The sequence below is a fragment of the Mesorhizobium sp. USDA 4132 genome, assembly GCF_056279545.1.
Genome location: NZ_JBWCCP010000001.1, coordinates 1,030,209 through 1,056,576, shown reverse-complemented (window position 1 = coordinate 1,056,576; position 26,368 = coordinate 1,030,209). Strand labels below are relative to the sequence as shown.

General features: G+C 62.7%; 21 protein-coding genes. 9 read left to right on the top strand and 12 right to left on the bottom strand.

The window, feature by feature from the left end; translation table 11 throughout:
• Positions 1-26: 26 nt before the first annotated feature.
• Positions 27-275, top strand: a complete 249-nt coding sequence (locus ACZ9IU_RS05350) for a BrnT family toxin (RefSeq protein WP_038540580.1) — start codon at positions 27-29, stop codon at positions 273-275.
• Entirely contained in the window at positions 272-586 is a 315-nt protein-coding gene (locus ACZ9IU_RS05345) for a BrnA antitoxin family protein (protein ID WP_038540576.1), read from the top strand. The genes ACZ9IU_RS05350 and ACZ9IU_RS05345 overlap by 4 nt, the downstream gene beginning before the upstream one ends.
• A 6-nt stretch (positions 587-592) precedes the next feature.
• On the opposite strand, the gene ACZ9IU_RS05340 is transcribed toward ACZ9IU_RS05345, so the two are convergent.
• The 11 genes from ACZ9IU_RS05340 to ACZ9IU_RS05290 all read right to left on the bottom strand — a co-directional run bounded on the left by ACZ9IU_RS05340 (position 593) and on the right by ACZ9IU_RS05290 (position 12,386).
• Positions 593-1,594 (bottom strand): Gfo/Idh/MocA family protein, encoded by a 1,002-nt coding sequence (locus ACZ9IU_RS05340; RefSeq protein WP_038540574.1) that lies wholly within the window; start codon positions 1,592-1,594, stop codon positions 593-595.
• A 24-nt stretch (positions 1,595-1,618) separates the two neighbouring features.
• A complete protein-coding gene (gene uxuA / locus ACZ9IU_RS05335) occupies positions 1,619-2,794 on the bottom strand; it encodes a mannonate dehydratase (RefSeq protein ID WP_038540570.1) in 1,176 nt (391 codons plus the stop codon).
• A 21-nt stretch (positions 2,795-2,815) separates the two neighbouring features.
• The gene (locus tag ACZ9IU_RS05330) at positions 2,816-3,883 is read right to left on the bottom strand and encodes an ABC transporter ATP-binding protein (RefSeq protein ID WP_038540567.1); all 1,068 of its coding nucleotides are present in this window, start codon (positions 3,881-3,883) and stop codon (positions 2,816-2,818) included.
• 4 nt (positions 3,884-3,887) lie between these two features.
• The gene (locus ACZ9IU_RS05325) at positions 3,888-5,120 is read right to left on the bottom strand and encodes an AGE family epimerase/isomerase (RefSeq protein ID WP_244447474.1); all 1,233 of its coding nucleotides are present in this window, start codon (positions 5,118-5,120) and stop codon (positions 3,888-3,890) included.
• A 2-nt stretch (positions 5,121-5,122) separates the two neighbouring features.
• Complete coding sequence (locus ACZ9IU_RS05320) at positions 5,123-6,016, bottom strand: carbohydrate ABC transporter permease (RefSeq protein WP_173426739.1); 894 nt, start codon at positions 6,014-6,016, stop codon at positions 5,123-5,125.
• Positions 6,013-6,900 (bottom strand): carbohydrate ABC transporter permease, encoded by an 888-nt coding sequence (locus ACZ9IU_RS05315; RefSeq protein ID WP_038540564.1) that lies wholly within the window; start codon positions 6,898-6,900, stop codon positions 6,013-6,015. The genes ACZ9IU_RS05320 and ACZ9IU_RS05315 overlap by 4 nt, the downstream gene beginning before the upstream one ends.
• Positions 6,901-7,018: 118 nt before the next feature.
• Entirely contained in the window at positions 7,019-8,326 is a 1,308-nt protein-coding gene (locus ACZ9IU_RS05310; RefSeq protein WP_038540561.1) for an extracellular solute-binding protein, read from the bottom strand.
• 89 nt (positions 8,327-8,415) lie between these two features.
• Positions 8,416-9,687 (bottom strand): neutral/alkaline non-lysosomal ceramidase N-terminal domain-containing protein, encoded by a 1,272-nt coding sequence (locus tag ACZ9IU_RS05305; protein ID WP_038540558.1) that lies wholly within the window; start codon positions 9,685-9,687, stop codon positions 8,416-8,418.
• The gene (locus ACZ9IU_RS05300) at positions 9,684-10,823 is read right to left on the bottom strand and encodes an N-acetylglucosamine-6-phosphate deacetylase (protein ID WP_038540555.1); all 1,140 of its coding nucleotides are present in this window, start codon (positions 10,821-10,823) and stop codon (positions 9,684-9,686) included. The genes ACZ9IU_RS05305 and ACZ9IU_RS05300 overlap by 4 nt, the downstream gene beginning before the upstream one ends.
• Positions 10,824-10,825: 2 nt before the next feature.
• A complete protein-coding gene (locus ACZ9IU_RS05295; RefSeq protein ID WP_038540553.1) occupies positions 10,826-11,605 on the bottom strand; it encodes a sugar isomerase domain-containing protein in 780 nt (259 codons plus the stop codon).
• Entirely contained in the window at positions 11,598-12,386 is a 789-nt protein-coding gene (locus ACZ9IU_RS05290) for a 6-phosphogluconolactonase (protein ID WP_367396517.1), read from the bottom strand. Before ACZ9IU_RS05290 ends, ACZ9IU_RS05295 begins: the two co-directional genes overlap by 8 nt.
• Positions 12,387-12,598: 212 nt before the next feature.
• Between ACZ9IU_RS05290 and ACZ9IU_RS05285 the strand changes: the two genes are divergently transcribed.
• From ACZ9IU_RS05285 to glgB, 7 genes are all read left to right on the top strand, one after another.
• Positions 12,599-13,591 (top strand): LacI family DNA-binding transcriptional regulator, encoded by a 993-nt coding sequence (locus ACZ9IU_RS05285; RefSeq protein WP_038540548.1) that lies wholly within the window; start codon positions 12,599-12,601, stop codon positions 13,589-13,591.
• 63 nt (positions 13,592-13,654) lie between these two features.
• The gene (locus ACZ9IU_RS05280; RefSeq protein WP_038540545.1) at positions 13,655-13,948 is read left to right on the top strand and encodes a DUF3175 domain-containing protein; all 294 of its coding nucleotides are present in this window, start codon (positions 13,655-13,657) and stop codon (positions 13,946-13,948) included.
• Positions 13,949-13,973: 25 nt separating this feature from the next.
• The gene (locus ACZ9IU_RS05275; protein ID WP_038548820.1) at positions 13,974-14,498 is read left to right on the top strand and encodes a cupin; all 525 of its coding nucleotides are present in this window, start codon (positions 13,974-13,976) and stop codon (positions 14,496-14,498) included.
• Positions 14,499-14,802: 304 nt separating this feature from the next.
• Complete coding sequence (locus ACZ9IU_RS05270; protein ID WP_051899656.1) at positions 14,803-15,783, top strand: Bug family tripartite tricarboxylate transporter substrate binding protein; 981 nt, start codon at positions 14,803-14,805, stop codon at positions 15,781-15,783.
• A gap of 257 nt (positions 15,784-16,040) precedes the next feature.
• Positions 16,041-19,295: a maltotransferase domain-containing protein gene (locus ACZ9IU_RS05265; protein WP_051899655.1), complete on the top strand. Its 3,255-nt coding sequence runs from the start codon at positions 16,041-16,043 to the stop codon at positions 19,293-19,295.
• A gap of 19 nt (positions 19,296-19,314) precedes the next feature.
• Entirely contained in the window at positions 19,315-22,620 is a 3,306-nt protein-coding gene (treS, locus tag ACZ9IU_RS05260) for a maltose alpha-D-glucosyltransferase (protein WP_437179050.1), read from the top strand.
• A complete protein-coding gene (gene glgB, locus ACZ9IU_RS05255; protein WP_038540542.1) occupies positions 22,617-24,824 on the top strand; it encodes a 1,4-alpha-glucan branching protein GlgB in 2,208 nt (735 codons plus the stop codon). The genes treS and glgB overlap by 4 nt, the downstream gene beginning before the upstream one ends.
• Positions 24,825-25,090: 266 nt before the next feature.
• Here the strand turns inward: glgB and ACZ9IU_RS05250 are convergent, their stop codons facing one another.
• Entirely contained in the window at positions 25,091-26,284 is a 1,194-nt protein-coding gene (locus ACZ9IU_RS05250; protein ID WP_038540537.1) for a winged helix-turn-helix domain-containing protein, read from the bottom strand.
• Positions 26,285-26,368 lie beyond the last annotated feature (84 nt).

Sequence of the window (26,368 nt, the reverse complement as noted above, 5' to 3'; positions counted from 1 at the left end):
GGCGATTTTTCGTGTACGGATAATAGTTGAAGATCATTTGGGACGAGACGAAGCGAATTGTGAACCTCGAGAAGCATGGTCTCGATTTCGCTGATCTTTATTTCGAATTCTTCGCGACGGCGGTGACCACGCCCGCCAGAAAGGCGAGGTCGAAAGCTGTCGGTCGCCTGAAGGATGGAACGATTGTCGTAATATTCCTGACGCTTGGCTCGGAAGCAATCTCGGTCATTTCGATGCGCCCTGCCCGAAAAGATGAGAGGAGCATGGTCGAATGAATATCAAGCACGAAAAACAGAAAGAATTTCGCCCTGGTCGCGGATACACCAAAGAGGACTGGGACGCGGTCGACAGTCCACCACTGACTGCTGAAGAGATGGCGAGCATGCGCCCGTTCCGGGAAGTGTTTCCCGAAATGGCCGCAAAAATGGAACAGGCGATCGCCGCTCGCGGCCGGCCGAAGGTCGAGGCGCCGAAGGTGGCCGTCACGCTGAGGCTCGACCCGGACGTGCTCGAAAAATACAAGGCGTCAGGCAAAGACTGGCGAGCCAAAATGGCCGAGGAACTGCGCAAGGCAGCCGGCCTCTGAGACGATCTACCGGCCGGCAGCCAGGATTTCCGCGATGAAACGGTGAGCCTTGAGCGCATCCTCGCCGGTGACCCGCAGGGGGGCGCCGTTGCGGATGGCATCGATGAAATTCGCGATCAGCGCCCGGTGCATTTCATGGCCGAAGGCCATCGGGTTGGCCCCTGCCCCGCTGCCGGTTTTCTCACCGCCTTCAGTGATGCTCGTGCCGTCCATGAAGGCGGCCTTCAGCGTATCGCCGGTCAAGACTGCCGTACCGCGGGTGCCGAGCAGTTCGATGCGCTCCGGCAGCCCGGGATAGGCGCAGGTGGTGGCGTTGAGCGTTCCTATCGCCCCGTTTTCGAATGCGAAGGTCGCCGTCACCAGGTCTTCGGTCTCCATCGAATGGATCGGGCTGGTGCGGACGAAGGACGAGACGTCTTTCGGGGTACCGGCATAACTCAGCAGCAAGTCGATCGTGTGAATGCCCTGGGTTAGCAGCACGCCGCCGCCATCGCGTGCCATCGTGCCACGGCCCTCGACGTCGTAATAGCTCTGGGGTCGCCAATTGCGGATCGCAACGGAGGCCTCGATCAGTTGCCCCAACCGCTCGGACTTGACGATCTCGTCGAGTTTCAGCGCCGCTGCGCGAAAACGGTTCTGCAGCACCATGGCCAGCAGCACACCCGCTTGCCTCGCAGCGCGGACGATCGCTTCCGAGCGCTCGAACGAGATATCAAGCGGCTTTTCCAGCAGGATATGCTTTTTCGCCGCCGCACAGCGCTCTACGAGTTCCAGATGGCTGCTCGGCGGGGTGAGGATCAACACGGCCTCGATCGCCTTGTCCGCAAAGATCGCATCGAGATCGCCGGTCGTGGGGATCGGGTACTGGGCGGCAAATGCCTCACGCCGGGCTGCCGTCTGGCTGAATGCCGCAACGCATTCGATCCTGTCGGACAAATCGAGCAGGGCTCGGGCATGGTGCCCTGCCGCCATGCCGAGCCCGATGATTGCTACTTTCAGTTTGGTCATCGTCCACTCCCCTCGAGATCCGTTTCAGCCGAGAACTTCGAGCGTGCGCATGATGCCGCGCAGCTCCGCCAGTCCTTTCAGTCGCCCGATGCAGGAATAACCGGGATTGACGCGTCTGCCTATGTCGTCGACGATCGCATGGCCGTGGTCGGGTCGCATCGGGATCTGCCAGTCCGCCCTGCCTTCGGCCTTGCGGCGCTTCTCTTCAGCCATCAGCGCCATGGTGACCCGCACCATGTCCGTATCCCCGTCCAGATGCTCTGCCTCGTGGAAGGAGCCGTCGCCTTCCTTGGTGACGTTGCGCAGGTGGGCGAAATGGATGTCGGGACCAAATTCCCCGGCCATCGCCACCAGATCGTTCTCCGGATTGGCGCCGTAGGAGCCGGTGCAGAGCGTGATGCCGTTCGATGGCGACTTAACCGCGGCGAGCAGTGCACGTGCGTCGGAAGCCTTGCAGACGACGCGCGGCAGGCCGAACAGCGGGAACGGCGGATCGTCCGGATGGATCGCCATCCTGACGCCGGCCTCTTCGGCGACGGGGATGATCTCATCTAAGAACATGAAGAGGTTTTCGCGGAATCCGCCTTCCTGCAGTTCCTTGTAGATATCCAGCATGCGGTTGAGGCTCTGCCGGTCGTAGACGAATTCGCGGGCCGGCACCCATTCGATCAGGTTGCGTTCCAGCCGGGCGAGATCGCCCTCGCTCGCCGTCTTCAGCCAGGCTTGAGCCTTGGCGACCCGGTCGGCCGGATGATCGGCTTCGGCGCCGGGACGCTTCAGCATGAAGACGTCGTAGGCGCAGAACTCGACCACATCGAAGCGCAGCGCAGTGCCGCCATGCGGCATCTCGTATTCGAGATCTGTGCGCGTCCAGTCGGTGATCGCCATGAAATTATAGCAGACCGTCTTGATGCCGGCCTTGGCGACCGCGCGGATCGAGGCCTTGTAGTTGTCGATCAGCTCGCGGTAACGGCCGGTGCGGGTCTTGATATCCTCGTGGACGATGATGCTTTCCACCACCGACCAGGTGAGCCCCGCCTCCTCGATGATCGCCTTGCGCTTGGCGATCTCGTCATCGGGCCAGATGCGGCCGTCGTTCAGGTGATGCAGCGCGCTGACGATTCCCGTCGCACCGGCCTGTTTCACATGCGAAAGCCTGACCGTATCGTCTGGTCCGAACCAGCGCCAAGTCTGTTCCATCCTATTGCTACCTTATGCTTGTCAGCCGAGCCGCATGCCGGTGGCGGCATCGAAGACGTGGCTGTTGGTGGGCGCGAGCGCCAGGTTGAGCACTTCGCCGGTCTTGATGAAAAGCCGCTCGCGCAGCTGCGCCGAAAATTTCTGGCCGTCGACGGTGCCCTGCACGAGGGTTTCCGAACCGGTCGGCTCGATATTCGTCACGGTCATCGGAATGCCCTCGTTCCCGGAGGCGATGGCGAGATGTTCGGGGCGGATGCCGTAGCTGACAGCGGTGCCGGGGGGCGTGGAAGCCTCCGGGCCAAGCGGCAGGCGGACGCCGTTTTCAGTCAGCAGGGACCTACGATCCTCAGCCACCGTGCCGGAGAGGAAATTCATCGAGGGCGAGCCGATGAAGCTGGCAACGAAGGTGTTGACCGGCTTGTCGTAGAGTTCCAGCGGCGCGCCGACCTGCTCGACGATGCCGTCCCTCATCACCACGATCCGGTCCGCCATGGTCATCGCCTCGATCTGGTCGTGGGTGACGTAGACGGTGGTGGTCTTGATGCGGGCGTGGATGTCCTTGAGTTCTGCACGCATCTGCACGCGCAGCTTGGCGTCGAGGTTGGAGAGCGGTTCGTCGAACAGGAAGACCTTGGGGTTACGGACGATGGCCCGGCCCATGGCGACGCGCTGGCGCTGGCCGCCGGAGAGCTGTTTCGGGTAACGCTCGAGGTAATCGGTCAGCCCGAGGATACGCGCGGCATCGTTGACCCGCTCAGCGATCTCCTCCTTGGATTTCTTCGCCAGCCGCAGCGAGAAGCCCATGTTCTCGGCAATCGTCATATGCGGGTAGAGCGCATAATTCTGAAAGACCATGGCGATGTCGCGGTTCTTCGGCTCGACCTCGTTGATGACGCGGCCACCGATGCGGATCGTGCCGCCGGAGATATCTTCGAGGCCGGCGATCATGCGCAGCAGCGTGGACTTGCCGCAGCCGGAGGGGCCGACGAGGACGACGAAGGCGCCATCCGGCACGTCGACCGACACGCCCTTGATGGTCTCGACGTCGCCATAGGCCTTGCGGACGTTCTGGATTTCAACGGAAGCCATGTATTTATCCTGAAACTGTTCGGGTTTGGGGCTTCAGCCGATCTGCGGCGTGAATGGCTGCGAGCAGGCTGAGGCCGGTGTGGTAGCCGGGATCGAGATCCGGCGTGGCGGGCACGAAATCGACGGGGCCGTCCCTGGTCATCGTCTGGTAGGCGATCGGCGGTGTGCCGCGCCAGTAGTGCTCGAAGAAGGCGGCATGTGCCGCCTTCCAGACGTCCAGGCTTTCGGCACTGCCGGTGCGCTCGTGGGCGAGAGCCGCCGAGCGGATCGTTTCCGGCAGCGACCACCAGGGGCAATAGGGGCTCTGCGCGTTGCCGGTCTTGATCGACACGGTAAGGGTGATACCGGGACCGACAAAGCCTTTCTTGAAGGATGAAACGTGGATGCGCTCCAGTTTGTCGATCAGGGCCGGGTCGGCGGTGTCGTCGAGATAGTCGAGCGCGAAGCCGACGAACTCGATTCCGTGTCCGACATTGCAGTTGTCCTCGCCTGGTACGTTGCGCAGCAGACCGGTTGCGGCGTCATAGTGCCTGTCGATGACATGGGCGATGAAGCGGTCGGCAAAGGCGAGATGCGCCGTGTGGCCGGCGCGTTTCAGCATGCCGGCTGCACCGAGCAGGATCATCCGCGGGCCGAAATCGTCGGATTGCGCGGCGAGGCTGTCGAGCGACAGCGGCCGGCGTTCGTCCATCTGGAAACGGCCGGTTTCGATGGCAGTGATCACCCTGTCGAAATAAACGAGGTGGTCGGCGATTTCCGGCAGACCGTAACGGCTGGCGGCGGCGACCAGCCCCTTGGCCACGAAGGCGTCGGAATAGGTGTAGATCAGCGCCGGTTTTTCCTGAACATGGAGAACGTTGGACTGATCCGTATAAACGGCCTGCATGTCGCGGTCGTAGCAGAAATAGGCGTGGCCATCCGGCTTCTGCAAGGCGGCCAGTAGGTCGTAGAGACGGCGGCCGGCGGCATCGAGCTTTTTGGCGAGCGGCGGCAGCTCGTCTTCAAAGAACTCCGCATGTCCGACCAAGGCCTCCAGCCCGCGGCCCTGGATCCAGCCATAGGTGTAGTCCGGACCACGGATGCCATCTCCCGAACTGTAATCCTTCAGCGTCAGGCTGTTCTGCTTGGTGTTCAGAAATCCACCGCCGAGCATCGGCCGCTGCAGCATCCAGTAGAGCGTGCCGGCGTTGGCGGCGGCATAGGTGGTGCGGGCTTCGTCAAAGAAATCCATCGCCATCGTCACTCCTTGAGGCCGGTGCTGGCGACGCCCTGCACGAAATTGCGGCGCAGGACGACGAAGAGCAGGATGGATGGAATGAGGACCGTGGCGGAGGCGGCGCTGAGGCGACCGAGATCGACGGTGAAGCCGGTCTGGAACAGCGCTAGCCCGACCTCGATCGTATAGCTGGTGCGGGTCGTGGTGACGATCATCGGCCAGGCGAAGGCGGTCCAGGCCTGGAAGAAGGCGAGGACGGCGAGTGCGCCGAGTGCGCCGCGCAAGAGCGGCAGGACGATGTGCAGGAAAATCCAGAACTCGCCGGCGCCGTCGATGCGGGCGGCTTCCAGCAGTTCGTCGGGGATCGTGTGGATGACGTTCTGGCGGATCAGGAAGATGCCGAAGCTCATCACCAGATAACCGAGCAGCAGGCCCCAGACGGAATTGAGGATGCCGAGGCTTTTTGCCTGGAAATAGAGCGGGATCATGTAGACCTCGAACGGCACGATGGCAGTTGCGAGGAACAGCGCGAAGAGGATGTTCAGCGTCCGAAAGCGGAATTTTCCGAAGACATAACCGGCGATCGCGGACGTCGCGACGATGGCGATCGTCGACATCACCGCAAAGGCGATGCTGTTGCCGATCCAGCGAAGGAGCGGCGTTTCGCCGAGCACGGCGGAGAAATTGGCGATCGTCGGGTCGCGCGGGATGATGGTCGGCGGCCAGCTGAGCATTTCCGCCGGCGTCTTGAAGGCGTTCGCCACCAGGAAGACCAGCGGCAGCAGCATCAGGATCGAGACGACGATGAGGAAGACGTCGATCGCGAAGTTGACTACGCGCTTCTTGCGGCGCAGGCGCAGGCCTTCGGCAAGCTCTTCGGTGGTCGGCTCGACATAGTTCACGGTGTTGGTGGTCATGCCTTGCCCCTTTCCCGCAGCATCGAGAACTGGATGAGCGTCAGCGCGAGAACGATGACCAGAAGCACGACGGCTTCGGACGCCGCATAACCGACGCGATAATTGCGAAAGCTGTTTTCCAGCATGTCGAGAACCAGCACCCGCACCTGCCGTCCGGGCGCCCCTTGCGCATCGGAGGCCAGTACGAAGGCCTGGGCATAGACGTTGAAACCGGAGACCAGCGTGACGACCGAGACGTAGAGGGTGATCGGCTTCAGCATCGGGATCGACAGGTACCAGAAGCTCTGCGGGCCGGAGGCGCCGTCGAGCTTGGCGGCTTCATAAAGCGAGACCGGCAGGTTCTTGAAACCGACGATATAGATCAGCACCGCATATCCCAGCGCCTGCCAGGAGCAGAGCACGATGATGCAGATGACCGACAGGACCGGATCGAACAGCCAGGATTGTGCCGGGATGCCGAAAAAGGTCAGCAGCGCATTCAGCGGCCCGAGGCGGGCATCAAAGATCCATTTCCACGCCATGGCGGCGGGAACCAGCGACACGACATGCGGAATGAAGACCGCGGTCTCGTAGAAACCGGCCATCCGAGAGCGGGTGCGGTGGAAGATCAGCGCGGCGATGATCAGCGCCATCGGGATGGTCAGGATCAAGACGCCGAAGGCGATGATCGTGGTATTGACCAGCGCATCGATGAACAGGTGGTCGCCCGTCAGCTCGCGGAAATTCGCGAGGCCGACGAAGGGCTTGTTCTTCGACAGGATGTCCCACTTGAAAAGGCTGAGCCTCAGCGTGTCGGCGATCGGATAAAGCCGGACATAGGCAAAGACTGCCAGGGTCGGCAAAATCGCAAGGATCGCAAAAATCCATCTTTTGCGCTTCAGCATAAATTTGGCCTGTAGACAGCAGGGTTCGGCCGCGGCGCGGGTCGGACCCTGGATCCCCGTTTAAGTGCCCGGAGCAATGATGCCCCGGGCCCATGCGATTGGCGAGTGGCGGCGGCGATTATTTCGCAGCCAAGCCTTCGCGGGCGAGGATGGTGTTCACTTCGTCGCTGGCCTTCTTCAGGAAAGCATCGATCTTGGCGTCGTCGCCGGCCATGGACGCGTCACCGAAGGCAACGACGAGCTGGGCGGCAACGCGGGTCAGGATTTCCTCGATCGGGCCGATCGACGGCAGCGTGAAGAACTCGTAGCCCTTCGGATAATCGACGAAGGCGGCGAAGGCCGGCTGCTTGGAGGTGACGGCCGAATAATCGACACCCGAACGGTTCGGCAGCCAGCCGACGTTCTGGAGCAGCCAGACGAGGTTGTCCGGCGAATTGGCCGCCTTGGCGAATTCCCAGCCGACCTTGGCATCGGCGCCTTTGCCGGCAACATAGAGGTTGGTCGGCAGCGCGATCGAACCCTTCGGCAGCGGCGCGGTGGCGTATTTCAGATCCGGCGCCTTCTTGGCGATGTCGCCGATCACCCAGGATTCACGGATGAACATGGCCGTCTGGCCACGCTCGAAGGCGTCAGCATCGGCCGGCATTTCCGGCGTGACCGTCTTGGTGGTGAAGATGTTGGTGAGATACTGTTTCAGCGCCTTGCGGCCAGCTTCATTGGCGAAATTGGGCTTCCACTTGCCGTCGCCTGCGGGAACCAGGATGGCGCCACCATATTGATGCATGTTGATCCAGAATTTCTCGGCAATGCCCTGGCCACCGCCCGAGAGACGCATGCTCCAGCCCGACACCGTCGCTTTGCCGGAGGCATCGCGCTTGGTCAGCTTCTCGGCATAGGCCGAATATTCCTCCATGGTCTTTGGCGCGGCAGTCAGCCCCGCAGCCTTGAACATGTCGGTGTTATAATAAAGCGCACCCTGGCCGCGGAAGAGCGGCACGCCATAGATCTTGCCGCCCTGGCCTGCGGTATCGCTGAAGAACTTGTCGAAGTTCTTCGGGTCCTTCACGAAGGTCGAGATATCGGCCGGCGCTTCCGGCAGAAGATCGTTTTCGAGGTAACGGGTGGCGGTCGAACCGGAAAGCTCGATCACCGTCGTGCCGTCCTGGCCGCCGGTGAGGCCGAGCGCGACGCGCTTTTCATGTTCGCGAAGGGCGATCGCCTCGACCTTCACGTCGAGTTTCGGATAGGCGGCTTTCATGCCCTGCACGACATGTTCGTAGAAAGGCGTCATTTCCGGATAACCGCTCCAGACCGTCAGCGTTTCAGCCGAAACGGCCGAAACGCCCGAGAGAAGGGCTGCGCCGAATGCCGCGCTCACAAGCAGCGCGCGGGTCGAAATCCTGGTCTTTGCTGATCTGTTTTTCATGTCCCTGTTCCCTTTGTTGTTGTTGACAAAAAGCTCTCATGCAACCGGTTGCGTGTCAAGCATCGGATCGTTTCTCGCAGCCCATCGGCTCATGCTGCCCCGCTTCCACTGGAGGTGGCTTTCGCGAGTTCGATGGCGCGGGCCGCCAGCGCTTCCGCCGAGCCCGGCGCGAAGGTCGCGGCGAGGCCGTAATAGCGATGCGCCTCGTCGACTTCGTAGCCGCCGAACTGGAATTCGCTGGCCGGCGGGATGTAGCCTGGATTGTCGTCAGCAAAGCCGATGACGAAGGCTGGCTTGCCCAGGCCAAGTGCGGCTCGGATGGTCAGCGCCGTTTCCGCAAAGATCTCGCCCGGCAGCGCCACGATCGGCACGCCGCCCCAATCGAGCACGGTCACGCGGGCTGCAAGCGGCTCGGGCTTTCGAGGCGCAATGTCGCGCGCCCAATCGGCCCAATAGCCAAGCAAGCTTTTGCGGGCGGGTTCGGCGCTCAGAGCCTCTTCCCGCCAGCGGTTTTCGAGAAAGTCGGGGGCTTCGGTCTCGCGGCGCGCGAAGACGAGACTGACAGTGCCGTTGCGGGCGTTTAATGTCTCCGAGACCGGCTGTTCCTCAGCGCCAAGCGCCGCCTCGGCGATCTTGCGGCCGATCCGTTCGGCAGAAGCAAAGCTGCGATCCGGGTTTGCGGCAAGCGAGATCGAGGCATGCGCCGAATGGCCGGTATTGGCGTCCCCGACGCAGCCGGTCATGAACAGGACAACCGCGTCCGGATAGGCTTCTTCCAGCGCCTGCCGCACGAAATGCGGATAATCGGCCGTCCAGAGAAGATTGTCGGCCGCCAGCACCACCGGGTGGCAGGCATAGGCGGTGACGAGGGCGATCATGCTGCCATCCGCAGCGCGGATGCGAAGGAGTGACAGGGAAGTGTCCACGGGTCCGCCGGGATGGCGCCGATTGCGCGCAATCCCCGGATCACTTCCCTGCCCCACAGTGATGGTTGCCGGCCGACGCGCGGCGGCGGCCTTGTCGATGGCGGCGATACAGGCGTCTTCCAGCCGCTCCAGATAGGCCGGATCGGCGGCGATGCTCAGCCGGCCGGCCATGGAAACCGGACCGCCGTGATTATGGAGTGCTGCGACCACCACGTTATCCGCCGGCAGGATGCAGCGCTTGCGGATCCGGGCGCTCGTCGCGGCATCGATGCCGATGACATCGGCGACGACGACTGCCGTATCGCCAACCACCACGGCGCGCGCCGTCAAGGCATCATGAGTGCCCTCGGCCGGCAGGGTGCGTGCCGCAAAGCCGGACATCGCAAGACCGGGTGGCGGGGTGATATCGACGATGGCGGCTCCGGCCTGGATCATGCGCAATAAGCCTTCTCACCGCCGACCCAGGTTTCGCGAATATATAATTCCCGCTCGCCTTCCGACCATTCGAAACGGACGAGATCGGCCCGCGCGCCGACTTCCAGCCGTCCTCGTCCACCGACGAAGCGACCCGGATTTGCCGTTGCAAGCAGAAGCGTATCGGCGAGCGGAAGACCGGCCATCTCAGATGCGATCGCGACATTGGCCGACAGCGGCAAGCTGGCGCCGGCGAGATAGGGCGTGCCGGCAACGCTGATCCGGCCTTCGGCAGATACCTCGACGCGGCCGCCGACCGGCTGGTCGTAAATGCCGGCGGGCATGCCGGCGAGCGCCACCATGTCGGACACGAGGATCGCCCGATCCAGGCCCTTGGCGCGCAGCATGGCCTTGAACGTATCGGCAGGCAGATGCCAGCCATCGGCAATGAAGCTTGCCGTCAGGCGGTCGTCGGCAAGCTGCGCCCAGATGAAATTCGGATGGCGCGGCAGCATGGCGGCGGCGCCGTTGCCGAGATGGGTGGAGAGGACCGCACCCGCCTCCACCGCCGCATGGATCTGCTCCGGCGTCGCGGCGGTGTGACCGAGCGCCACGTGAACGCCGCGGGCCGTAAGAGCGCGGACGTAATCGACGCTGCCCTCATGTTCCGGCGCAAGCGTCACCATCGAGACCAGATTGCCGGATGCGCGCTGCCAGCGGTCGAACTCTTCGATCGACGGCGGGCGGACATGCGCCAGCGGATGGGCGCCGCGCGGGCCATCCTTGTCGGAGATCGATGGGCCTTCGACATGTATGCCCGGCACCATTTCGGCGATCAACCGATGGCCGGCACGGATTTTTGCGATATCGGCGAGCGCCTGAAGAATGGAGGCCTCGGAGGCGGTAATGATGGTCGGCAAAAAGGTGGTGACGCCGACGCTCAGCAGTTCCTCGCAGAGCGAGAGGAGGATGTTGGGAGTGATTTCGCCATTGTTCAGGTCGAAGCCGCAATAACCGTTGACCTGCAGGTCGATCAACCCGGCGGAGAGATAAAATGGACTGGTATTTTCCGCCGGGCGGATGGCGGCAATCCTGCCGTCGGCGATTTCGATCGCAAAACCTTTGCCGGTGCGGGGATCGATACCGTCGACGACCATGGTCAGAGCGCCCTCACCCGGCCTTGGAAATTGGCGATGAAACGGCCGTTCGCCTCGTCGCCGCCCGGCGCATTGCCGCTGCGCCAGACCGGCGGCTCGATGCCGCGTTCGACGAGTTTCGCCACCGTGCGGATCACCAGGCAGTTCAGCGTGAATGCGTTGGCGAAGGTGGAGATCGCCGCGATGTTTTCGCCCATGCCGGGGACCTTCACCACCGCATCGCCGATCGGCACCTTGCAGTCGATGGCGATGTCGACGACGTCATGGAGGTTCTGCCGGGTCGGATGGCGAGCCGGATGATCGGGCGAGGTTTTCGAGGCATGTTCGCGCGAGCTGACGCCGATCAGGAAGGCGCCGCGGCGTTTGGCTTCCAGCGCCGCATCGATCAGCGCGGCATTGATGCCATAGGCGTTGACGAGGATCAGCAGGTCGGTGTCGCCGAGCCGCTGGTTTGCGATGACCACCTTGCCGTAACCGGGCGTGCGTTCGATCGCCATGGAGCGGAGCGCGCCGTTCGATAGCAGCGTACCCTCGTCGAGAATGGCGCTGATATGCATCAGCCCGCCGGCACGGAAGAAGACCTCCTGCGAGGCGAGGTTGGAATGGCCGCCGGGGCCGTAGATATGCACCAGCCGGTCGGCGGCGATCTGGTCGGCGAGTTTTGCTGCGGCCTGATCGAGCGGCGTTTTTTCCTCTTCCAGCACCCGCCGCATCAGGGCTTGGGTCGAGGCAAAATAACCTTCGCAGAGCGCATCCGCATCGATGACGGGGTGATCAGGCATCGGGGTCGGAATCCTTGTCGATATAAAGGGTGCAGGCGGCGTGGAAGCGCAGGACGCTTGCCGGGCATTCGGTGGTCAGCGGGCCGTAAAGCGTCTTCGAAACGGCGTCGCGCTTGACGGCGCCCGGCACGACGCAGAACATCCGGTCGGCTCTGAGCAGGCGCGGCACCGTCAGCGTGATCGCCTCATTGGGGACGGACGCGAGATCCGAAAAACAGTCGTCATCGACCTGCTGCTGGCGGCAGATATCGTCGAGTTCGACGATCTTGACGTCCAGCGGGTCGTTGAAATCGGCGACCGGCGGGTCGTTGAAGGCGATATGGCCGTTGACGCCGATGCCGAGGCAGACGAAATCGATCGGCGCCTCGTTCAGCAGGTCGGCGTAGCGGTGCACTTCGGCGCCCGCATCTGGCTCCGGGGTGATGCGGTGCACGGCGGCGAACGGCAGCTTGGCGAACACATGCTCGTCCAGCCAGTTCACGAACCGCGCCGGTGAGGATGGCGACAGGCCGATATATTCATCCATGTGGAAGGCGGTGACGCGGCCCCAGTCGATGCCCGGCACGGCACAGAGCGCCTTCAGCATGTCGGCCTGGCTGGGGGCTGCAGCAAAGATCATTCTGACACCGGCCTGACTTGCGAGGCGCTCGGTCAAGGCGGCGGCAATGTCGGCGGCCGCAGCGGCGCCCATCTCGGCCCGCGTTGCAAAGCTTTCGACCGAGAGGCGATCGAAAGTCCGCCGCGTTTGCGGCGAAGGACGATGGGCGGTGGCGATGGTCAACGCGGTCTCCATGTCTGCAGGGTCGCACCGGCTGGCGGGCTTCGCCTCGCCGCATCCGTTGCAGGTCCCTTATCTGTGGTGAAAGACTTCCATGCAACCGGTTGCATGTCAAGTGGAGGAATGTCAGTCTGCAAGTCGAATTGCGGGCAGAATTGATAGCGCCGCGGACTTCATGCTAAGTGCCAGGCCAAACGGGCGAGTTCTCAACTTTCATGATCAAGCGGACCAAGGGCGTCACCATCAGCCAGGTCGCGGATGCGGCAGGCGTCGCGCGTTCGAGCGTCTCGCGCGCCTTCACGCGGCCGGACATGCTCTCCCCGGAAACAGTGACCCGCATCATGAAGGCCGCAGAAGCGCTCGGTTATGTGCCGAACCACACGGCGCGGGCGCTCAGCACCGGGCGGCACGGCAATGTCGGGCTGATCGTGCCGGATATCGCCAACCCGTTCTTTCCGCCGCTGATCCAGGCGGCTCAACTGGAGGCGGACCGTTCCGATTTCTGCATCTTCCTCGGCAATACGGAAGAGAACCCGAAGCAGGAGGACAAGCTGGTCGGCCGGTTCGCCGGCCAGGTGGAAGGCTTGGTGCTCGCCTCCTCCCGCCTTTCGGACGAGCGCATCCGCGCCCATGCAAACCTGCTGCCGCTGGTGCTGATAAACCGCGATATCGACGGTATTCCACGGGTGCTGATCGACAGCGGGTCGGGTGTCCGCGAGGCGGTCGAACATCTCGCCAAGCTCGGTCACCGCCGGATCGTCTATGTCAGCGGCCCCTCGAACTCCTGGTCGAACAAGCAGCGCCGCACCGCCATCAAGGCCGCGGCATCGAAGCTTGATATCGTGGTCGAAACCGTGCCGGCGGTGCTGGCGAGCTACAATTCCGGCCGCAACGCCGTCAGCGCCATCCTGGCCACCGGCGCCACGGCGGCTGTCGCCTTCGACGACCTGACGGCGCAGGGCGTGCTGGCCGGGCTTTCCGAAAAGCGGGTCTCGGTGCCCGGCGATTTCAGTCTGATCGGCTGCGACGACGTGCTTGGCGCCGTCACCTACCCGGCGCTGACATCCGTCTCCAACCGATCGACGGAAGCCGGCCGGGTGGCCGTCTCGCTGCTCCTCGACATGCTGCAGTCGCGTGCCATCCGTGACGTGCGCTACGTGCTGGAAACCCATCTCGTGGTGCGCAATACGACGGCTGCGGTACGATAGGCGGGAACCTTGCCGCCGGCGGCAGGTTGGATGAGGACCCAACCTTTCCCATGGGAGATTTCCATGCCTAAAAAGAACAAGAAGAAATGGTCGCAGGACGTGACCGAACATAGCAATGCGATGGACCTGAAGGACGGCGTGTTCAAATCGCGCAGCCCGAAAAAGATCGCCGACTCCCTCCAGCATTCAGCCGAGGAAAGCCATCGCCGCAAGTCGAGCCCGTTCCAATCGGCGATGTCGATGCTGAATTTCTACATCAACCGCGCCGGTGGCCAACTTTCGAAATCGCGCCGCGCGACGCTGGAGAAGGCCAAGGATGAGCTTCGCAAGGATTTCGGCCGTGAACCGAAGCATTAAGATCACCCCGCCGAGCCTCGACGCCATGACCTCCACTGCCGATACCACCCTCGAAACCATTGTCTTCGAACCCAGCGCCTGGGTGCCGAACAATCCCGAACTGCCGGTGCTGGTCTATTGTAACGTCATTCCGGCGGAAGGCGAGATGGCGCCGACGTTCGAAAGCCGGTTCAGGGAGAATGGGTGGGAGGGGATCTGGCGCAATGGCGTCTTCGACTATCAGCATTATCACACCGGCGCCCACGAAGTGCTGGGCATCGCCGGCGGCCGGGCACGGCTGCTGATCGGCGGACCCGACGGCACTGAGCTCAGCGTCCATGCCGGCGACTGCCTGATCCTGCCCGCCGGCACCGGCCATATGCGGATCGACGCCAGCCGGGACTTCCTGGTCGTCGGCGCCTATCCGCCAGGGCAGGAGGCGGATATCCAGACAGGGCCGGCGAGTGAGGCGCAGTTCGCCAGGATCGCCAACCTGCCGCTTCCAAAGACCGATCCTGTCGGAGGCGCCGCCGGCGCCCTTCTCCGCGCCTGGCCGCCACGCCGATCCTAAAGCCTCCTCACACTCCGGGTGTCGGGTGGAATGACGGTCTTCAGCTCGGCTTCTGGAGTGGCGAGTCTCGTGTTTTGAGCCTCGAAATCGCCCAAAAATCGGGTCTCGTGCGGCCGCGGCATAAGCGCGGCCATCGCGCCCATTAGATTTTAGCCGGAAGCCACTTTCACACCGGCAGGGCATTTGACGGTCCCCAAAATGTATGGCTACCTTATATTTTAGCGCGAGCGGGAGGAGACTGTTCGCGTTATCACATTCCGGCCTCGCCTACGATGTTCCGGACTGACTCTAGGAGGAGAGTGCAGTGAAGAAATTTTTAGCAGGCGCCCTGGCGCTGGTGTTTTCCGCATACATTCCGGGAGGTACGGCCACCGCCGCCGATGACAATTACCCAAGCCGGCAGATCACGCTGATCGCCGGCTTCCCGGCCGGCAGCGGCGCAGACGTCTATGCCCGCTTCTTTGCCAAGAAGCTCGAAGAACAGCTGAAGCAGACGGTCATCGTCGACAACAAGCCGGGCGGCCTCGGAAGCCTTTCGGTGGTGGCGCTGAAGAACGCCAAACCGGACGGTTACACGATGCTGATCGGCTCGGCAGACCAGTTCACCGCGGCGCCCTACGTCTTCAACGCGCCCCCTTATGATCCGCTCAAGGATTTCGACTATGTCGCGCCGGTGTTCAGCCAGGCATTCATGATGCTGGTCAATGCCAAGTCGCCCTACCAGAAGATTTCCGACCTGACCAAGGCGATGAAGGAAAAGGGCGCCAAGGGCTCCTACGCGACCTCGAACTTCCCGTCGGTGATCCTGGCTGAAATGTACAAGGCCAATACCGGCGTGCCGGACACGCTTCAGGTGCGTTACAAGACGAGTGCCGACTCGCTCAACGACTTTGCAAGCGGCGCCATCGACTACATGGTCGGCGACCCGGTCTTCGGCCTTGCCCGCTCGCGTGACGGAACGCTGCGGGTGCTGGCCGTCAGCACGGCAAAACGCATTTCCTCGGTCCCGGATATCCCGACCTTCGCCGAAGAAGGCGTGCCGAATGTCGACGTGCGCATCTGGTGGGTTCTCGCTGCGCCCAAGGGCACGCCGAAGGATATTGTCGACAAGATGCACAAGGTGATGACGCAGGTCACCACCAGCGAGGAAGCCCGCAAGTTCGTCGGCATCAATGGCGGCGAGCCGATGACGCTCGACAGCCCGAAGGCGACCCTCGACTATGCGACGATGGACACCAAGCGCTGGGAAGAGTGGGCCAAGATCGGCAAGATCGAAAAGCAGTAAGCTTCCGGAAACGTAACCGCACCAGCAAGGCCGGAGCGATCTCCGGCCTTTTCTGATTGAGCCTATCGGGAAATAGGCCTACGAGGCGCCCTCGGGGACAACTGCGGATTGATCATCTGCTTCAATGACTTCCGTCAAGATGCATGTCCGGAGAGCGTGAAAACCGGCTGGCCTCAGGACTTTTATCGGAACAACCGCCGCCGCCCGACAGTTAGACCGCAAATTCGACGGCTCTAATCTGCGGCGAGGCAAAACCGATGAACACGCGCCCCCAATTCATCGCCGGGACATCCCTCGCACAACTCCCCCCACAGATTTATTACGTTCATCCCCTGATGCTGAGGGGGCTGGACGCCTGGCGCGAGGTTTTCGCGCATGCTAGGGATCTCGGTTTCGACACGGTGCTGACGGCGCCGCTTTTCGAACGGGGCAGCAATGCCAGCGTCTTCGTGACGAAGAATTTCGATCGGCTCGACCCGGAGCTTCAGCTCGGCTCCTCCGTCGAAGACGGCATCAAGGCGCTGATCCAGGCGGCGGGCGAAAACAAGATCAAGCTGATGCTCGACCTCGTGGTCGACCGGGTCGCGGTGGATGCGGAACATGCAGGGCCGATCCTTGCCGATCCGCGTGTCGCGCCGCGCGATAGCTGCAGCCGCGACATCGATTTCATGAACGAAGCCCGTCATGTCGAGGACTGGCGCAACCGCATGGCGCAGCTTGCCGGCCTTGGGGTTGCCGGTTTCCGCTGCCTCGGCATCGGCCGCCTAGCGCCGGAGGCCTGGTACGACCTGATCGTCTCGACCCGCAAGACGACGCCGGAAACCACCTTTCTGGCATGGACGCCCGGCACTTCCTTCGAGGACCGGCGGGCGCTCGAGGGCGCCGGTTTCGACGGCAGCTTCTCGTCGCTTGCCTGGTGGAACCTGGAGGAGCGCTGGATCCTCGACGAATACCAGATCCAGCGGCAGCTGGGATATCAGGTCACGTTTCCGGAAGCGCCTTTCGGCAAGCGCATCGCCCACGGCACTGACAGTTGCGAAGTGCTGCAAAGGAAGGCGGTCCGGTCGCTGAAGCTCGCATCGACCTTCGCGAGCGGGCTGATGATCCCGATGGGTTTCGAATTTGGCGCGTCCACGCCGCTCGACCCACTGCACGGCGATGGGATGGGGCTCAGGGGCCTGCGCGAACAGGGCTCGTTCGACCTGTCGGTCGATATACGCAGCGTCAATGCCGGTACCAACAAGACCGCTGCCGGCTTCGCCCGCCAGCCGCTCCGCCTCATCTCCACCAGCCAGACGCCCGCCGTGGGGCTGATGCAGAGCGACCGGGAAGACCTGCGTTCGGCGCAGAAGGTGCGGGTCGTGGTTTTGAACCGCGATCTGCGCCGTGCAGTCGCCGCGCCCTTCAACGCGCTCCGCGAGGCTGCCTCGCCGTTCCTGCCGCTCGAAGCGCCGGAGGCGGATGGCGAAGCCTTTGCCGCACAGCTCAAGCTGAAACCCGGCGAGATCAGGATATTCGAAGGCCGGTCGTCGGTCCCGGTCGTCGATGCCGCGCCGGTGCCCTCGGTGGACAAGGCCACCGCTTCGCCTCGGCTGGCGATCGAAAAGATCACGCCCTCGGTCGACGGCGGCCGTTTCGTGGTCAAGCGGGTGGTCGGCGAGACGGTGAAGGTCGAGGCGGACATTTTCGGCGATGGCCATGATCCGTTGGCGGCCGCGCTGCTCTGGCGCGCGGCCGACGAGACGGAATGGACCGAGGAGCGCATGCAGCTCGTTCTGAACGATCGCTGGAACGCGGAATTCACGCTGAAGCGGATGGGACGTCACGAGTTCCTGATCGAAGCCTGGCGCAATCCGTTTGCGATCTTCCGCTACGAATTCGTCAAGAAGCACGAGGCGCGGCTCGATCTGCGGCTGGAAATCCAGGAGGGCATCAACCTCGTTCTCGATGCGCTGGACAATTCATCCGGCAGGATCAAGACCCGGCTCAAAACCCTGTTCGACAAGCTGACGGAGGTGCAGGACCCGCAGCGCACGGAAATCCTGCTGGCGCCGGAGACCGCGGATCTGATGGCGGAGGCCGACCGTCGGCCGTTCAAGGCCCGCTCGCAGGCGATCCCGGTCGATGCGGAGCGTATCGCTGCCGGTTTCGCCAGCTGGTACCAGATCTTTCCCCGCTCGCAGAGTGGCGATCCGAACCGGCACGGCACATTCGACGACGTCATCAAGCGGCTGCCCGCCATCCGCGACATGGGTTTCGACGTTCTCTATTTCCCGCCCATCCACCCGATCGGCAAGACCAACCGCAAGGGCAAGAACAATACCCTGAACCCCGCACCGGAGGATCCGGGCAGCCCCTATGCGATCGGCTCGGAAGAAGGTGGTCATGACGCGCTTCATCCCGAACTCGGCACGTTCGAGGACTTCCGCCGACTGGTGGATGCCGCCAAGGACGAGGGCCTCGAAATCGCGCTCGACCTGGCGATCCAGGCCTCGCCCGACCATCCGTGGCTGAAATCACATCCAGGCTGGTTCGACTGGCGGCCAGACGGGACGATCCGTTATGCGGAAAACCCGCCGAAGAAATACGAGGACATCGTCAACGTCGATTTCTACGCCCATGACGCGATCCCGTCGCTCTGGGTCGAGCTCCGCGACATCGTGCAGAAGTGGGTCGACAACGGCGTAAAACTGTTCCGCGTCGACAACCCGCACACGAAACCTTTCCCATTCTGGGAGTGGCTGATCGCCGACATCCGCGCGCGGCATCCGGACGTCGTCTTCCTGTCGGAGGCCTTCACCAAGCCGAAAGTCATGTACCGGCTCGCTAAGGTCGGTTTCTCGCAGTCCTATACCTATTTCACCTGGCGCAATGCCAAGTGGGAGCTCGAGCAGTATATGCGCGAGATCACCACCGAAGAGCCGAAGGAGTTCTTCCGGCCGCATTTCTTCGTCAACACCCATGACATCAACCCGGATTTCCTGCAGAACGCGCCGCGTCCCGCCTATCTGATCCGCGCAGCACTTGCGGCAACCCTGTCCGGCCTCTGGGGCGTCTATAACGGCTTCGAACTCTGCGAAGGACGGCCGGACGCCAAGCGCAAGGAATATGCGGATTCGGAGAAATACGAGATCCGCGCCTGGGACTACGACCGCCCCGGCAACATCAAGGGCGAGATCACCCTCCTCAACCGGCTCCGCCGGGAGAACCCCGCTCTGCATTCGCATCTCGGCCTGCAGCTTCTCACCGCCTGGAACGACAACATCATGTTCTTCGAGAAGGCCAGCGCCGGTCGCGAGAACGTGCTGCTGATCGCAATCAATCTCGATCCGTACAACGCCCATGAGGCGGATGTCGAAATTCCGCTCTGGTCATGGAACCTCCCGGACCATGGCGCACTTGACGTCGAAGACCTGATCACCGGCCACAAATTCACCTGGGCCGGCAAGGTGCAGAGGCTGCGTCTCGATCCCCATTGGGGCCTGCCTTTCGGGATCTGGCGCGTGCGATAGGGAGGAAAGCAAAATGGACATGACGAGCGCGAACCGGAGCCAGGGGCAGAACCACGCTCAGATGAATGAGGACGATCCGCTATGGTATAAGGACGCGATCATCTATCAGCTCCACATCAAGTCGTTCTTCGACGCGAATGGCGACGGTATCGGCGACTTTCAGGGCCTGCACGAAAAACTCGACCACATCGCCTCGCTTGGCGCCAACGCGATCTGGCTGCTGCCCTTCTTCCCCTCGCCGCGCCGGGACGACGGCTACGACATTGCCGATTACGGCAGCGTCAGCCCCGACTACGGCACGGTCGACGAGTTCAAGGCTTTTGTCGAAGCGGCGCACCAGCGCGGCATCCGGGTCATCATCGAGCTCGTCATCAACCACACGTCCGACCAGCATCCCTGGTTCCAGCGGGCGCGCCATGCGCCGGCCGGCTCTCCCGAACGGGACTTCTACGTCTGGTCGGATACGGACCAAAAATTCCCGGAAACCCGGATCATCTTCCTCGACACGGAAAAATCGAACTGGACCTGGGACCCCGGCGCCGGCGCCTATTACTGGCATCGTTTCTATTCCCATCAGCCGGACCTCAACTTCGATAATCCGCAGGTGTTGGAAGAACTGCTCGGCGTGATGCGCTTCTGGGCCGATACCGGCATCGACGGGTTTCGGCTGGATGCAATCCCTTATCTCGTCGAGCGCGAGGGGACGAACAACGAGAACCTGCCCGAGACGCACGACGTCCTGAAGAAGATCCGCGCTTCGCTCGATTCCACCCATCCCGGCAAGATGCTGCTCGCCGAGGCCAATCAATGGCCGGAAGACACGAGTGAATATTTCGGCAATGGCGACGAATGCAACATGGCATTTCATTTCCCGCTGATGCCGCGCATGTACATGGCGATCGCCAAGGAAGACCGTTTCCCGATCACCGACATCATGCGGCAGACGCCGGAAATCCCGGAAAACTGTCAATGGGCGATCTTCCTTCGCAATCATGACGAGCTGACGCTCGAAATGGTGACCGACGAGGAACGCGATTACCTCTGGAACATCTATGCCGCCGACCGCCGCGCCCGCATCAACCTCGGCATCCGCCGCCGCCTCGCACCCCTGATGGAGCGCGACCGCCGCCGCATCGAGCTGATGAACGCACTGCTTCTCTCCATGCCCGGAACGCCGGTTCTCTATTACGGCGACGAGATCGGCATGGGCGACAACATCTATCTCGGCGACCGCGACGGGGTGCGCACGCCGATGCAATGGTCGCCGGACCGAAACGGCGGGTTCTCCAAGGCCGACCCGGCGCGGCTGGTGCTGCCGCCGATAATGGATCCGCTCTATGGATATGAAGCGCTCAATGTGGAGGCGCAGGGGGCCGACGCCCATTCGCTGCTCAACTGGACGCGGCGGATGCTGGCATTGCGCAACAAACATTTCGCCTTCGGCCGTGGTTCGCTGAAGTTTCTGTCGCCGGGCAACCGCAAGATCCTTGCCTATCTACGTGAATACAATGGCGACACGATTCTCTGCGTCGCCAATCTCTCACGCCTGCCGCAGGCGGTAGAGCTCGACCTGGCCCAGTTCGCCGGCCGTGTGCCGATCGAACTTTCCGGCATGTCGCCCTTTCCGCCGATCGGGCAGCTGACCTATCTGCTCACCCTGCAGCCCTACGGTTTCTTCTGGTTCAATCTAGTAGCGGAAGCGGACGGTCCGGTCTGGCGCAAGGAGCCGCCGGAGCAGATGCAGGACATGGTGACCATGGTCACTCGCCGCGACCTGCAGGAACTGGTCGATCAGCCGAGGCTTGCGACTACGCTGTCGAACGAGGTCCTGCCCGCCTACCTCGGCAAGCGCCGCTGGTTCGGTTTGAAGGGAGAAATCCTGACCGGTGCTTCGCTGGTTGCCGCAACGCCGATCGCGTTTGCCAACAACATCCTGCTTGGCGAACTCGAAGCCGAGGTGGACGGCCGCAAAGATACATACCTGCTGCCGCTCGCCGTCTCCTGGGACGACGCCCAGCCAACGGCGCTCGCCCAGCAACTGGCCCTCGCCCGCATCCGCCAGGGCCGCCGCGTCGGCTTCCTGACCGACGGGTTCGCGATGGAAGGACTGGCGCGCGGGGTGATCCGCGGCCTCTGCGAGCGGTCGGTGATATCAGGCCGCGCCGGTACGCTGGAATTTATCGGCACCGACAAGCTCGACTGCCTGACCATCAACGACGACATGGCCGTCCGCTGGCTGTCGGCCGAACAATCCAACAGTTCGCTTATTCTGGGCGACATGGCGATGGTGAAGCTCATCCGCCACGTCTTCCCCGGCATGCATCCCGAGGTCGAGATGACCCGGTACTTGACCAATGTCGGCTATCAGAACACCGCGCAATTGCTCGGCGAGGTCGCCCGTACGGCGCCGGATGGTAGTCGCTACACGCTGATCATCGTGCAGAGCGCGATCCGCAACCAGGGCGATGCCTGGAATTGGATGCTCAGCAACCTGCGCCGCGCCATCGACGAAATCGTGGTGACTGGCCTTGAGGGCGAGGTGGTGGACGAGCATTTCAAGCCGCTCGTCAATTTTGTCGCGACAATCGGCAAGCGGCTCGGCGAACTGCATCTGGCCCTCGCCCAGCCGACCGACGATCCGGACTTCCAGCCGGTCCGGGCAAAGGCGGCCGATGCCGAAAAATGGCGCGAGGCTGTCACGGGCCAAATCTCCCGCAGCCTCTCGATCCTCGAAAAGACCGTCGAGGACCTGGATTCGGATATTGCCCGCGAGGCAAAAATACTACTAGGCCGCCGTGACGATCTTCTCGGCCTCGCCGCGCATCTTGCGAGCGCGGTGGAAGGCACGCTGATGACCCGCAACCACGGCGATTTCCATCTCGGCCAGATCCTGGTCTCGGAGGGCGACGCCTATATCATCGATTTCGAAGGCGAACCGACCCGCGACCTTTCCGAACGCCGCGCCAAGACCAATCCCTTGCGCGACGCCGCCGGGCTGCTGCGGTCGCTCAGCTATCTCGCAGCCTCGGCCGACCTCGACCGGGAAATCGTCAGCGAGGTTGAAGACACCCGCCATAAAGAGCTGGTCACACGTTTCATGGAGATGGCGGAGCCAGCCTTCCTCGATACCTATTTCGAAGTGACCGGGAATTCCGAGGAATTGCGCATCTCGCCGGAGGCCCGTGGCCGCATTCTCGATCTCTTCCTGCTCGAAAAGGCTGCCTACGAGATCGCCTACGAAGTGCGCAGCCGCCCTCATTGGCTTCCCCTCCCGCTTGCCGGCTTCTCGGCGATCGCATCCCGACTTCTGGAGAACGTTTCATGAGATACGAGCGCACCGATTTGATGATCGGCACCGTCCAGGAGGGTCTGCAGGCCCTGGTCGAAGGGCGGCACGGGGACCCGTTCTCGATCCTCGGACGCCATCAATACGGCAATCTCACCGTGGTCCGGGCGCTGCTGCCGGGTGCGCTGTCGGTCGAAGTGGTGGAGGCCGATACCGGCAAGATGCTGGCCGAACTCGAAACCATCCGTGAAGGCGGGCTGTTTGCCGGGGTGACCGGCAGCAACGCGCCATATTTCTTCCGGATCCATTGGCCGGACGCCATCCAGGAGATGGAGGACCCCTACTCCTTCCCGCTGCTGCTCGGCGATCTCGATCTGCACCTGATCGGTCAAGGGACACACTACGATCTCGGCCGGACGCTCGGCGCCATTCCAATGGAGGTCGAGGGGGTCGAGGGCGTGCGCTTTTCCGTCTGGGCGCCGAATGCCCGGCGCGTCTCGGTCGTCGGCGATTTCAATTCCTGGGATGGGCGACGTTATCCGATGCGGCTGCGTCCGCAGGCGGGCATCTGGGAACTGTTCATCCCGCGCCTGACCCACGGGGAGCGCTACAAATTCGAACTGCTCGACGGCAACGGCAATCTGCTGCCGCAAAAGGCGGATCCGGTTGCCCGCGCCAGCGAGGCTGCCCCGTCGACGGCCTCGATCGTCGCCTCCTCGAAACCGTTCCGCTGGAGCGACGAGGACTGGATGCGTCGGCAGCGTGCCGATCGCACCCGCGAAGGTGCGATGTCGATCTACGAGGTGCATCTCGGCTCGTGGCTCAGGATCGCCGAGGAAGGCAGCCGGATGCTCGACTGGGTCGAACTCAGTCAGCGGCTGATCCCCTACGTGCAGAACCTCGGCTTCACCCATATCGAGATGCTGCCGATCATGGAGCATCCGTTCGGCGGTTCCTGGGGCTACCAGCCGCTCGGGCTGTTCGCCCCGACCGGGCGTCACGGCACGCCGGAAGATTTCGCCTATTTTATCGATCGCTGCCATGCGGCGGGTATCGGCGTCATCCTCGACTGGGTGCCGGCGCATTTCCCGACCGACGTCTGGGGGCTCGCCAAATTCGATGGGACGCCGCTCTACGAGCATGCCGATCCGCGCGAAGGTTTCCACGGGGACTGGAACACGCTGATCTACAATCTCGGCCGCAACGAGGTGAAAGGGTTCCTGATCGCCTCGGCACTCGAATGGCTGGAGCATTACCATGTCGATGCTTTGCGCGTCGATGCTGTCGCCTCGATGCTCTACCGGGACTACAGCCGCAACGAAGGCGAATGGATTCCGAACCAGTATGGCGGGCGCGAAAACCTTGAGGCGGTCGAGTTCTTCAAGCACCTGAACAGCATCGTCCACAACCGCTGCCCGCATGCCTTTACCGCGGCGGAGGAATCGACCGCCTGGCCGGGGGTTACCAGGAAGATCGAGGAAGGCGGCCTCGGCTTCGATTTCAAATGGAACATGGGCTGGATGCACGACACGCTGCATTACATGCAGGACGACCCAGTCTACCGGAAATACCACCATGGCGCCATGAGCTTCGGGATGATCTATGCTTATTCCGAGCGCTTCATCCTGCCGCTCTCCCATGACGAAGTGGTGCACGGCAAGGGCTCGCTGATGGCCAAGATGCCGGGCGATCGCTGGCAGAAACTTGCGAACCTTCGCGCCTATTACGGCTTCATGTGGGGCCATCCCGGCAAGAAGCTCCTGTTCATGGGCGGCGAACTGGCGCAGGAGAGCGAATGGAACCATGACGGCTCGGTGGTCTGGGACCTGCTCGACAGCCCCGACCATGCGGGCGTGCAGCGGCTCGTTCGCGACCTGAACACGCTTTACGCCCGGGAACCGGCGCTGCAGTTCGGCGACCTGCATCACGAGGGGTTCGAGTGGGCGGTGACGGATGATGCGGAAAATTCCGTCTACGGCATGATGCGCTCGTCGCCGGATCGCTCGTCGCATATCCTGGTCGCCTCGAATCTGACGCCGATGCCGCGGCACGGGTATCGCATCGGAGTTCCGGCAGAGGGCCGCTGGGAGGTGGTGCTGAACACCGATGCGGCGCTTTACGGCGGGTCCAATCTGGGACAGACGGAAGCTTGGACGGAGCGCCAGGCGGCGCACGGGAAGGAATTTTCCATCTCCGCGGTATTGCCGCCGCTGGCGACTGTGTTCCTGCGGTGGCGGGGGTAGGTTTCAGCCTAAACTGAGGTGGGAGTTTGCCGCGAGACACCCCCCTCTGCCCTGCCGGGCATCTCCCCCTCAAGGAGGGAGATCGGCCAGAGGCGGGCTCATCGCCTCCCATTGAAGGGCGAAGTTTCAGCGGCAATGGAAGATATTTAGTTTCATCTCCACGATCATGATCGAGCCGAGAGGGCAACTCCATCCGATCTCCCCCCTTGAGGGGGAGATGCCCGGCAGGGCAGAGGGGGGTGCCACGGCAAACGGCGCGGCCGCGCTTATTCGCCCCGCCAACCATTCTGATAAACCACCTTATCCACCCCCGCGAACCGCCCGACCCGAAGCAACTCCGCGTCCAGCTTCTCCAGCCGCCCCGCCGAAGCCCGCACGCCCTTTTCCAGCCATAACCGCTTCACATCCAGCGTGCCGGATTTGCGGTCGGCTTTCATGTCGATGCGGCCGATCATGCGGTCGCCTTCCAAGAGCGGGAAAACGTAGTAGCCGTATTGGCGCTTCGGTTCCGGCACGAAAACCTCGATGCGGTAGAAGAAGTTGAACAGCCGCTCGGCGCGGTCGCGGTTGCGGAGCAGCGGATCGAAGGGGCTGAGCACGCGCACGCGTGCCGGTGGTTCGGGAATGTCCCCGAGGTTATCGGGAAAGCCGAGGAAGGCGAAGGATGGGCGCGGCTTGCTGCCGTCGGCGGTCTCGATCAGCACTTCCACCAGTTCGTCGCGATGCGTCTTCACCCAGTCCTTCGCTTCGTCCGGCGTGACCAGATCGAAGAAGGCGGCGATTTCGCCCGAAGTCGCAAAGCCGAGGCGGGTCATGGCGCCGCGGCAGGCCCAGTCGATGAATTCCTCGTGGCTCACTTCCGGCTCGTGATGCTGCCGCGGGATGACCCGTTCCATCAGGTCGTAGATCTTCTGGAAGTTGACGCGGCCGGCGATCGCCAGCTTGCCAGTGTGCCAGTAATATTCGAGCGCCGTCTTGTTCGGATGCCAGTTCCACCAGCCGCCGGACTTGTGATCCTCCTGCTTCATGTCGCGGGACATGATCGCGCCGTTCTCGGCGATGTGCTGGAAGGTCTCCTCGAAGGCGGCGTCGAACCCCTCGCCGTGCCATTTCCGCCAGCGTTCGGCAAGGATCGGCTCGCGGCGGCGAAAACGATGTTTCCAGTAGCGGAAGAAGCTCGTCGGGATGATCGAGGCGTCATGCGTCCAGTGCTCGAACAGCTCGCCGTCCTTTTCCAGAAGCGCGGTCAGGTGCTCGCGGCGGTAGGTCTGGTTGCGCGAGAACAGGATCATGTGATGGGCGCGCTCGACGGTGGCGATACTGTCCACCTGGACGAAACCGAGATCGTCGATGAGCTGCAGCAGGCCGGCTTTGGTCAACGCCCGGCCCGGCGGTTCGCAGAGCCGCTGCCGTTCGAGGAAGATCCTGCGGGCCTGATCGTTTGGAATGAGAATCGCCATGGCATCTAGACTAGGATACCGCCGCGCCGGATTCAATGTTCACGTTCGGTTCCGCATTCCCCTTCCCCGTCTTCCGGTCTATAG

Excerpts from the sequence above, each read along its gene's own strand:
- ACZ9IU_RS05345 (WP_038540576.1), top strand. The coding sequence starts at position 272 with ATGAATATCAAGCACGAAAAACAGAAAGAATTTCGCCCTGGTCGCGGA.
- ACZ9IU_RS05340 (WP_038540574.1), bottom strand. The coding sequence starts at position 1,594 with ATGACCAAACTGAAAGTAGCAATCATCGGGCTCGGCATGGCGGCAGGG.
- uxuA (WP_038540570.1), bottom strand. The coding sequence starts at position 2,794 with ATGGAACAGACTTGGCGCTGGTTCGGACCAGACGATACGGTCAGGCTT.
- ACZ9IU_RS05330 (WP_038540567.1), bottom strand. The coding sequence starts at position 3,883 with ATGGCTTCCGTTGAAATCCAGAACGTCCGCAAGGCCTATGGCGACGTC.
- ACZ9IU_RS05325 (WP_244447474.1), bottom strand. The coding sequence starts at position 5,120 with ATGGCGATGGATTTCTTTGACGAAGCCCGCACCACCTATGCCGCCGCC.
- ACZ9IU_RS05320 (WP_173426739.1), bottom strand. The coding sequence starts at position 6,016 with ATGACCACCAACACCGTGAACTATGTCGAGCCGACCACCGAAGAGCTT.
- ACZ9IU_RS05315 (WP_038540564.1), bottom strand. The coding sequence starts at position 6,900 with ATGCTGAAGCGCAAAAGATGGATTTTTGCGATCCTTGCGATTTTGCCG.
- ACZ9IU_RS05310 (WP_038540561.1), bottom strand. The coding sequence starts at position 8,326 with ATGAAAAACAGATCAGCAAAGACCAGGATTTCGACCCGCGCGCTGCTT.
- ACZ9IU_RS05305 (WP_038540558.1), bottom strand. The coding sequence starts at position 9,687 with ATGATCCAGGCCGGAGCCGCCATCGTCGATATCACCCCGCCACCCGGT.
- ACZ9IU_RS05300 (WP_038540555.1), bottom strand. The coding sequence starts at position 10,823 with ATGGTCGTCGACGGTATCGATCCCCGCACCGGCAAAGGTTTTGCGATC.
- ACZ9IU_RS05295 (WP_038540553.1), bottom strand. The coding sequence starts at position 11,605 with ATGCCTGATCACCCCGTCATCGATGCGGATGCGCTCTGCGAAGGTTAT.
- ACZ9IU_RS05285 (WP_038540548.1), top strand. The coding sequence starts at position 12,599 with ATGATCAAGCGGACCAAGGGCGTCACCATCAGCCAGGTCGCGGATGCG.
- ACZ9IU_RS05280 (WP_038540545.1), top strand. The coding sequence starts at position 13,655 with ATGCCTAAAAAGAACAAGAAGAAATGGTCGCAGGACGTGACCGAACAT.
- ACZ9IU_RS05275 (WP_038548820.1), top strand. The coding sequence starts at position 13,974 with ATGACCTCCACTGCCGATACCACCCTCGAAACCATTGTCTTCGAACCC.
- ACZ9IU_RS05265 (WP_051899655.1), top strand. The coding sequence starts at position 16,041 with ATGAACACGCGCCCCCAATTCATCGCCGGGACATCCCTCGCACAACTC.
- treS (WP_437179050.1), top strand. The coding sequence starts at position 19,315 with ATGACGAGCGCGAACCGGAGCCAGGGGCAGAACCACGCTCAGATGAAT.
- glgB (WP_038540542.1), top strand. The coding sequence starts at position 22,617 with ATGAGATACGAGCGCACCGATTTGATGATCGGCACCGTCCAGGAGGGT.
- ACZ9IU_RS05250 (WP_038540537.1), bottom strand. The coding sequence starts at position 26,284 with ATGGCGATTCTCATTCCAAACGATCAGGCCCGCAGGATCTTCCTCGAA.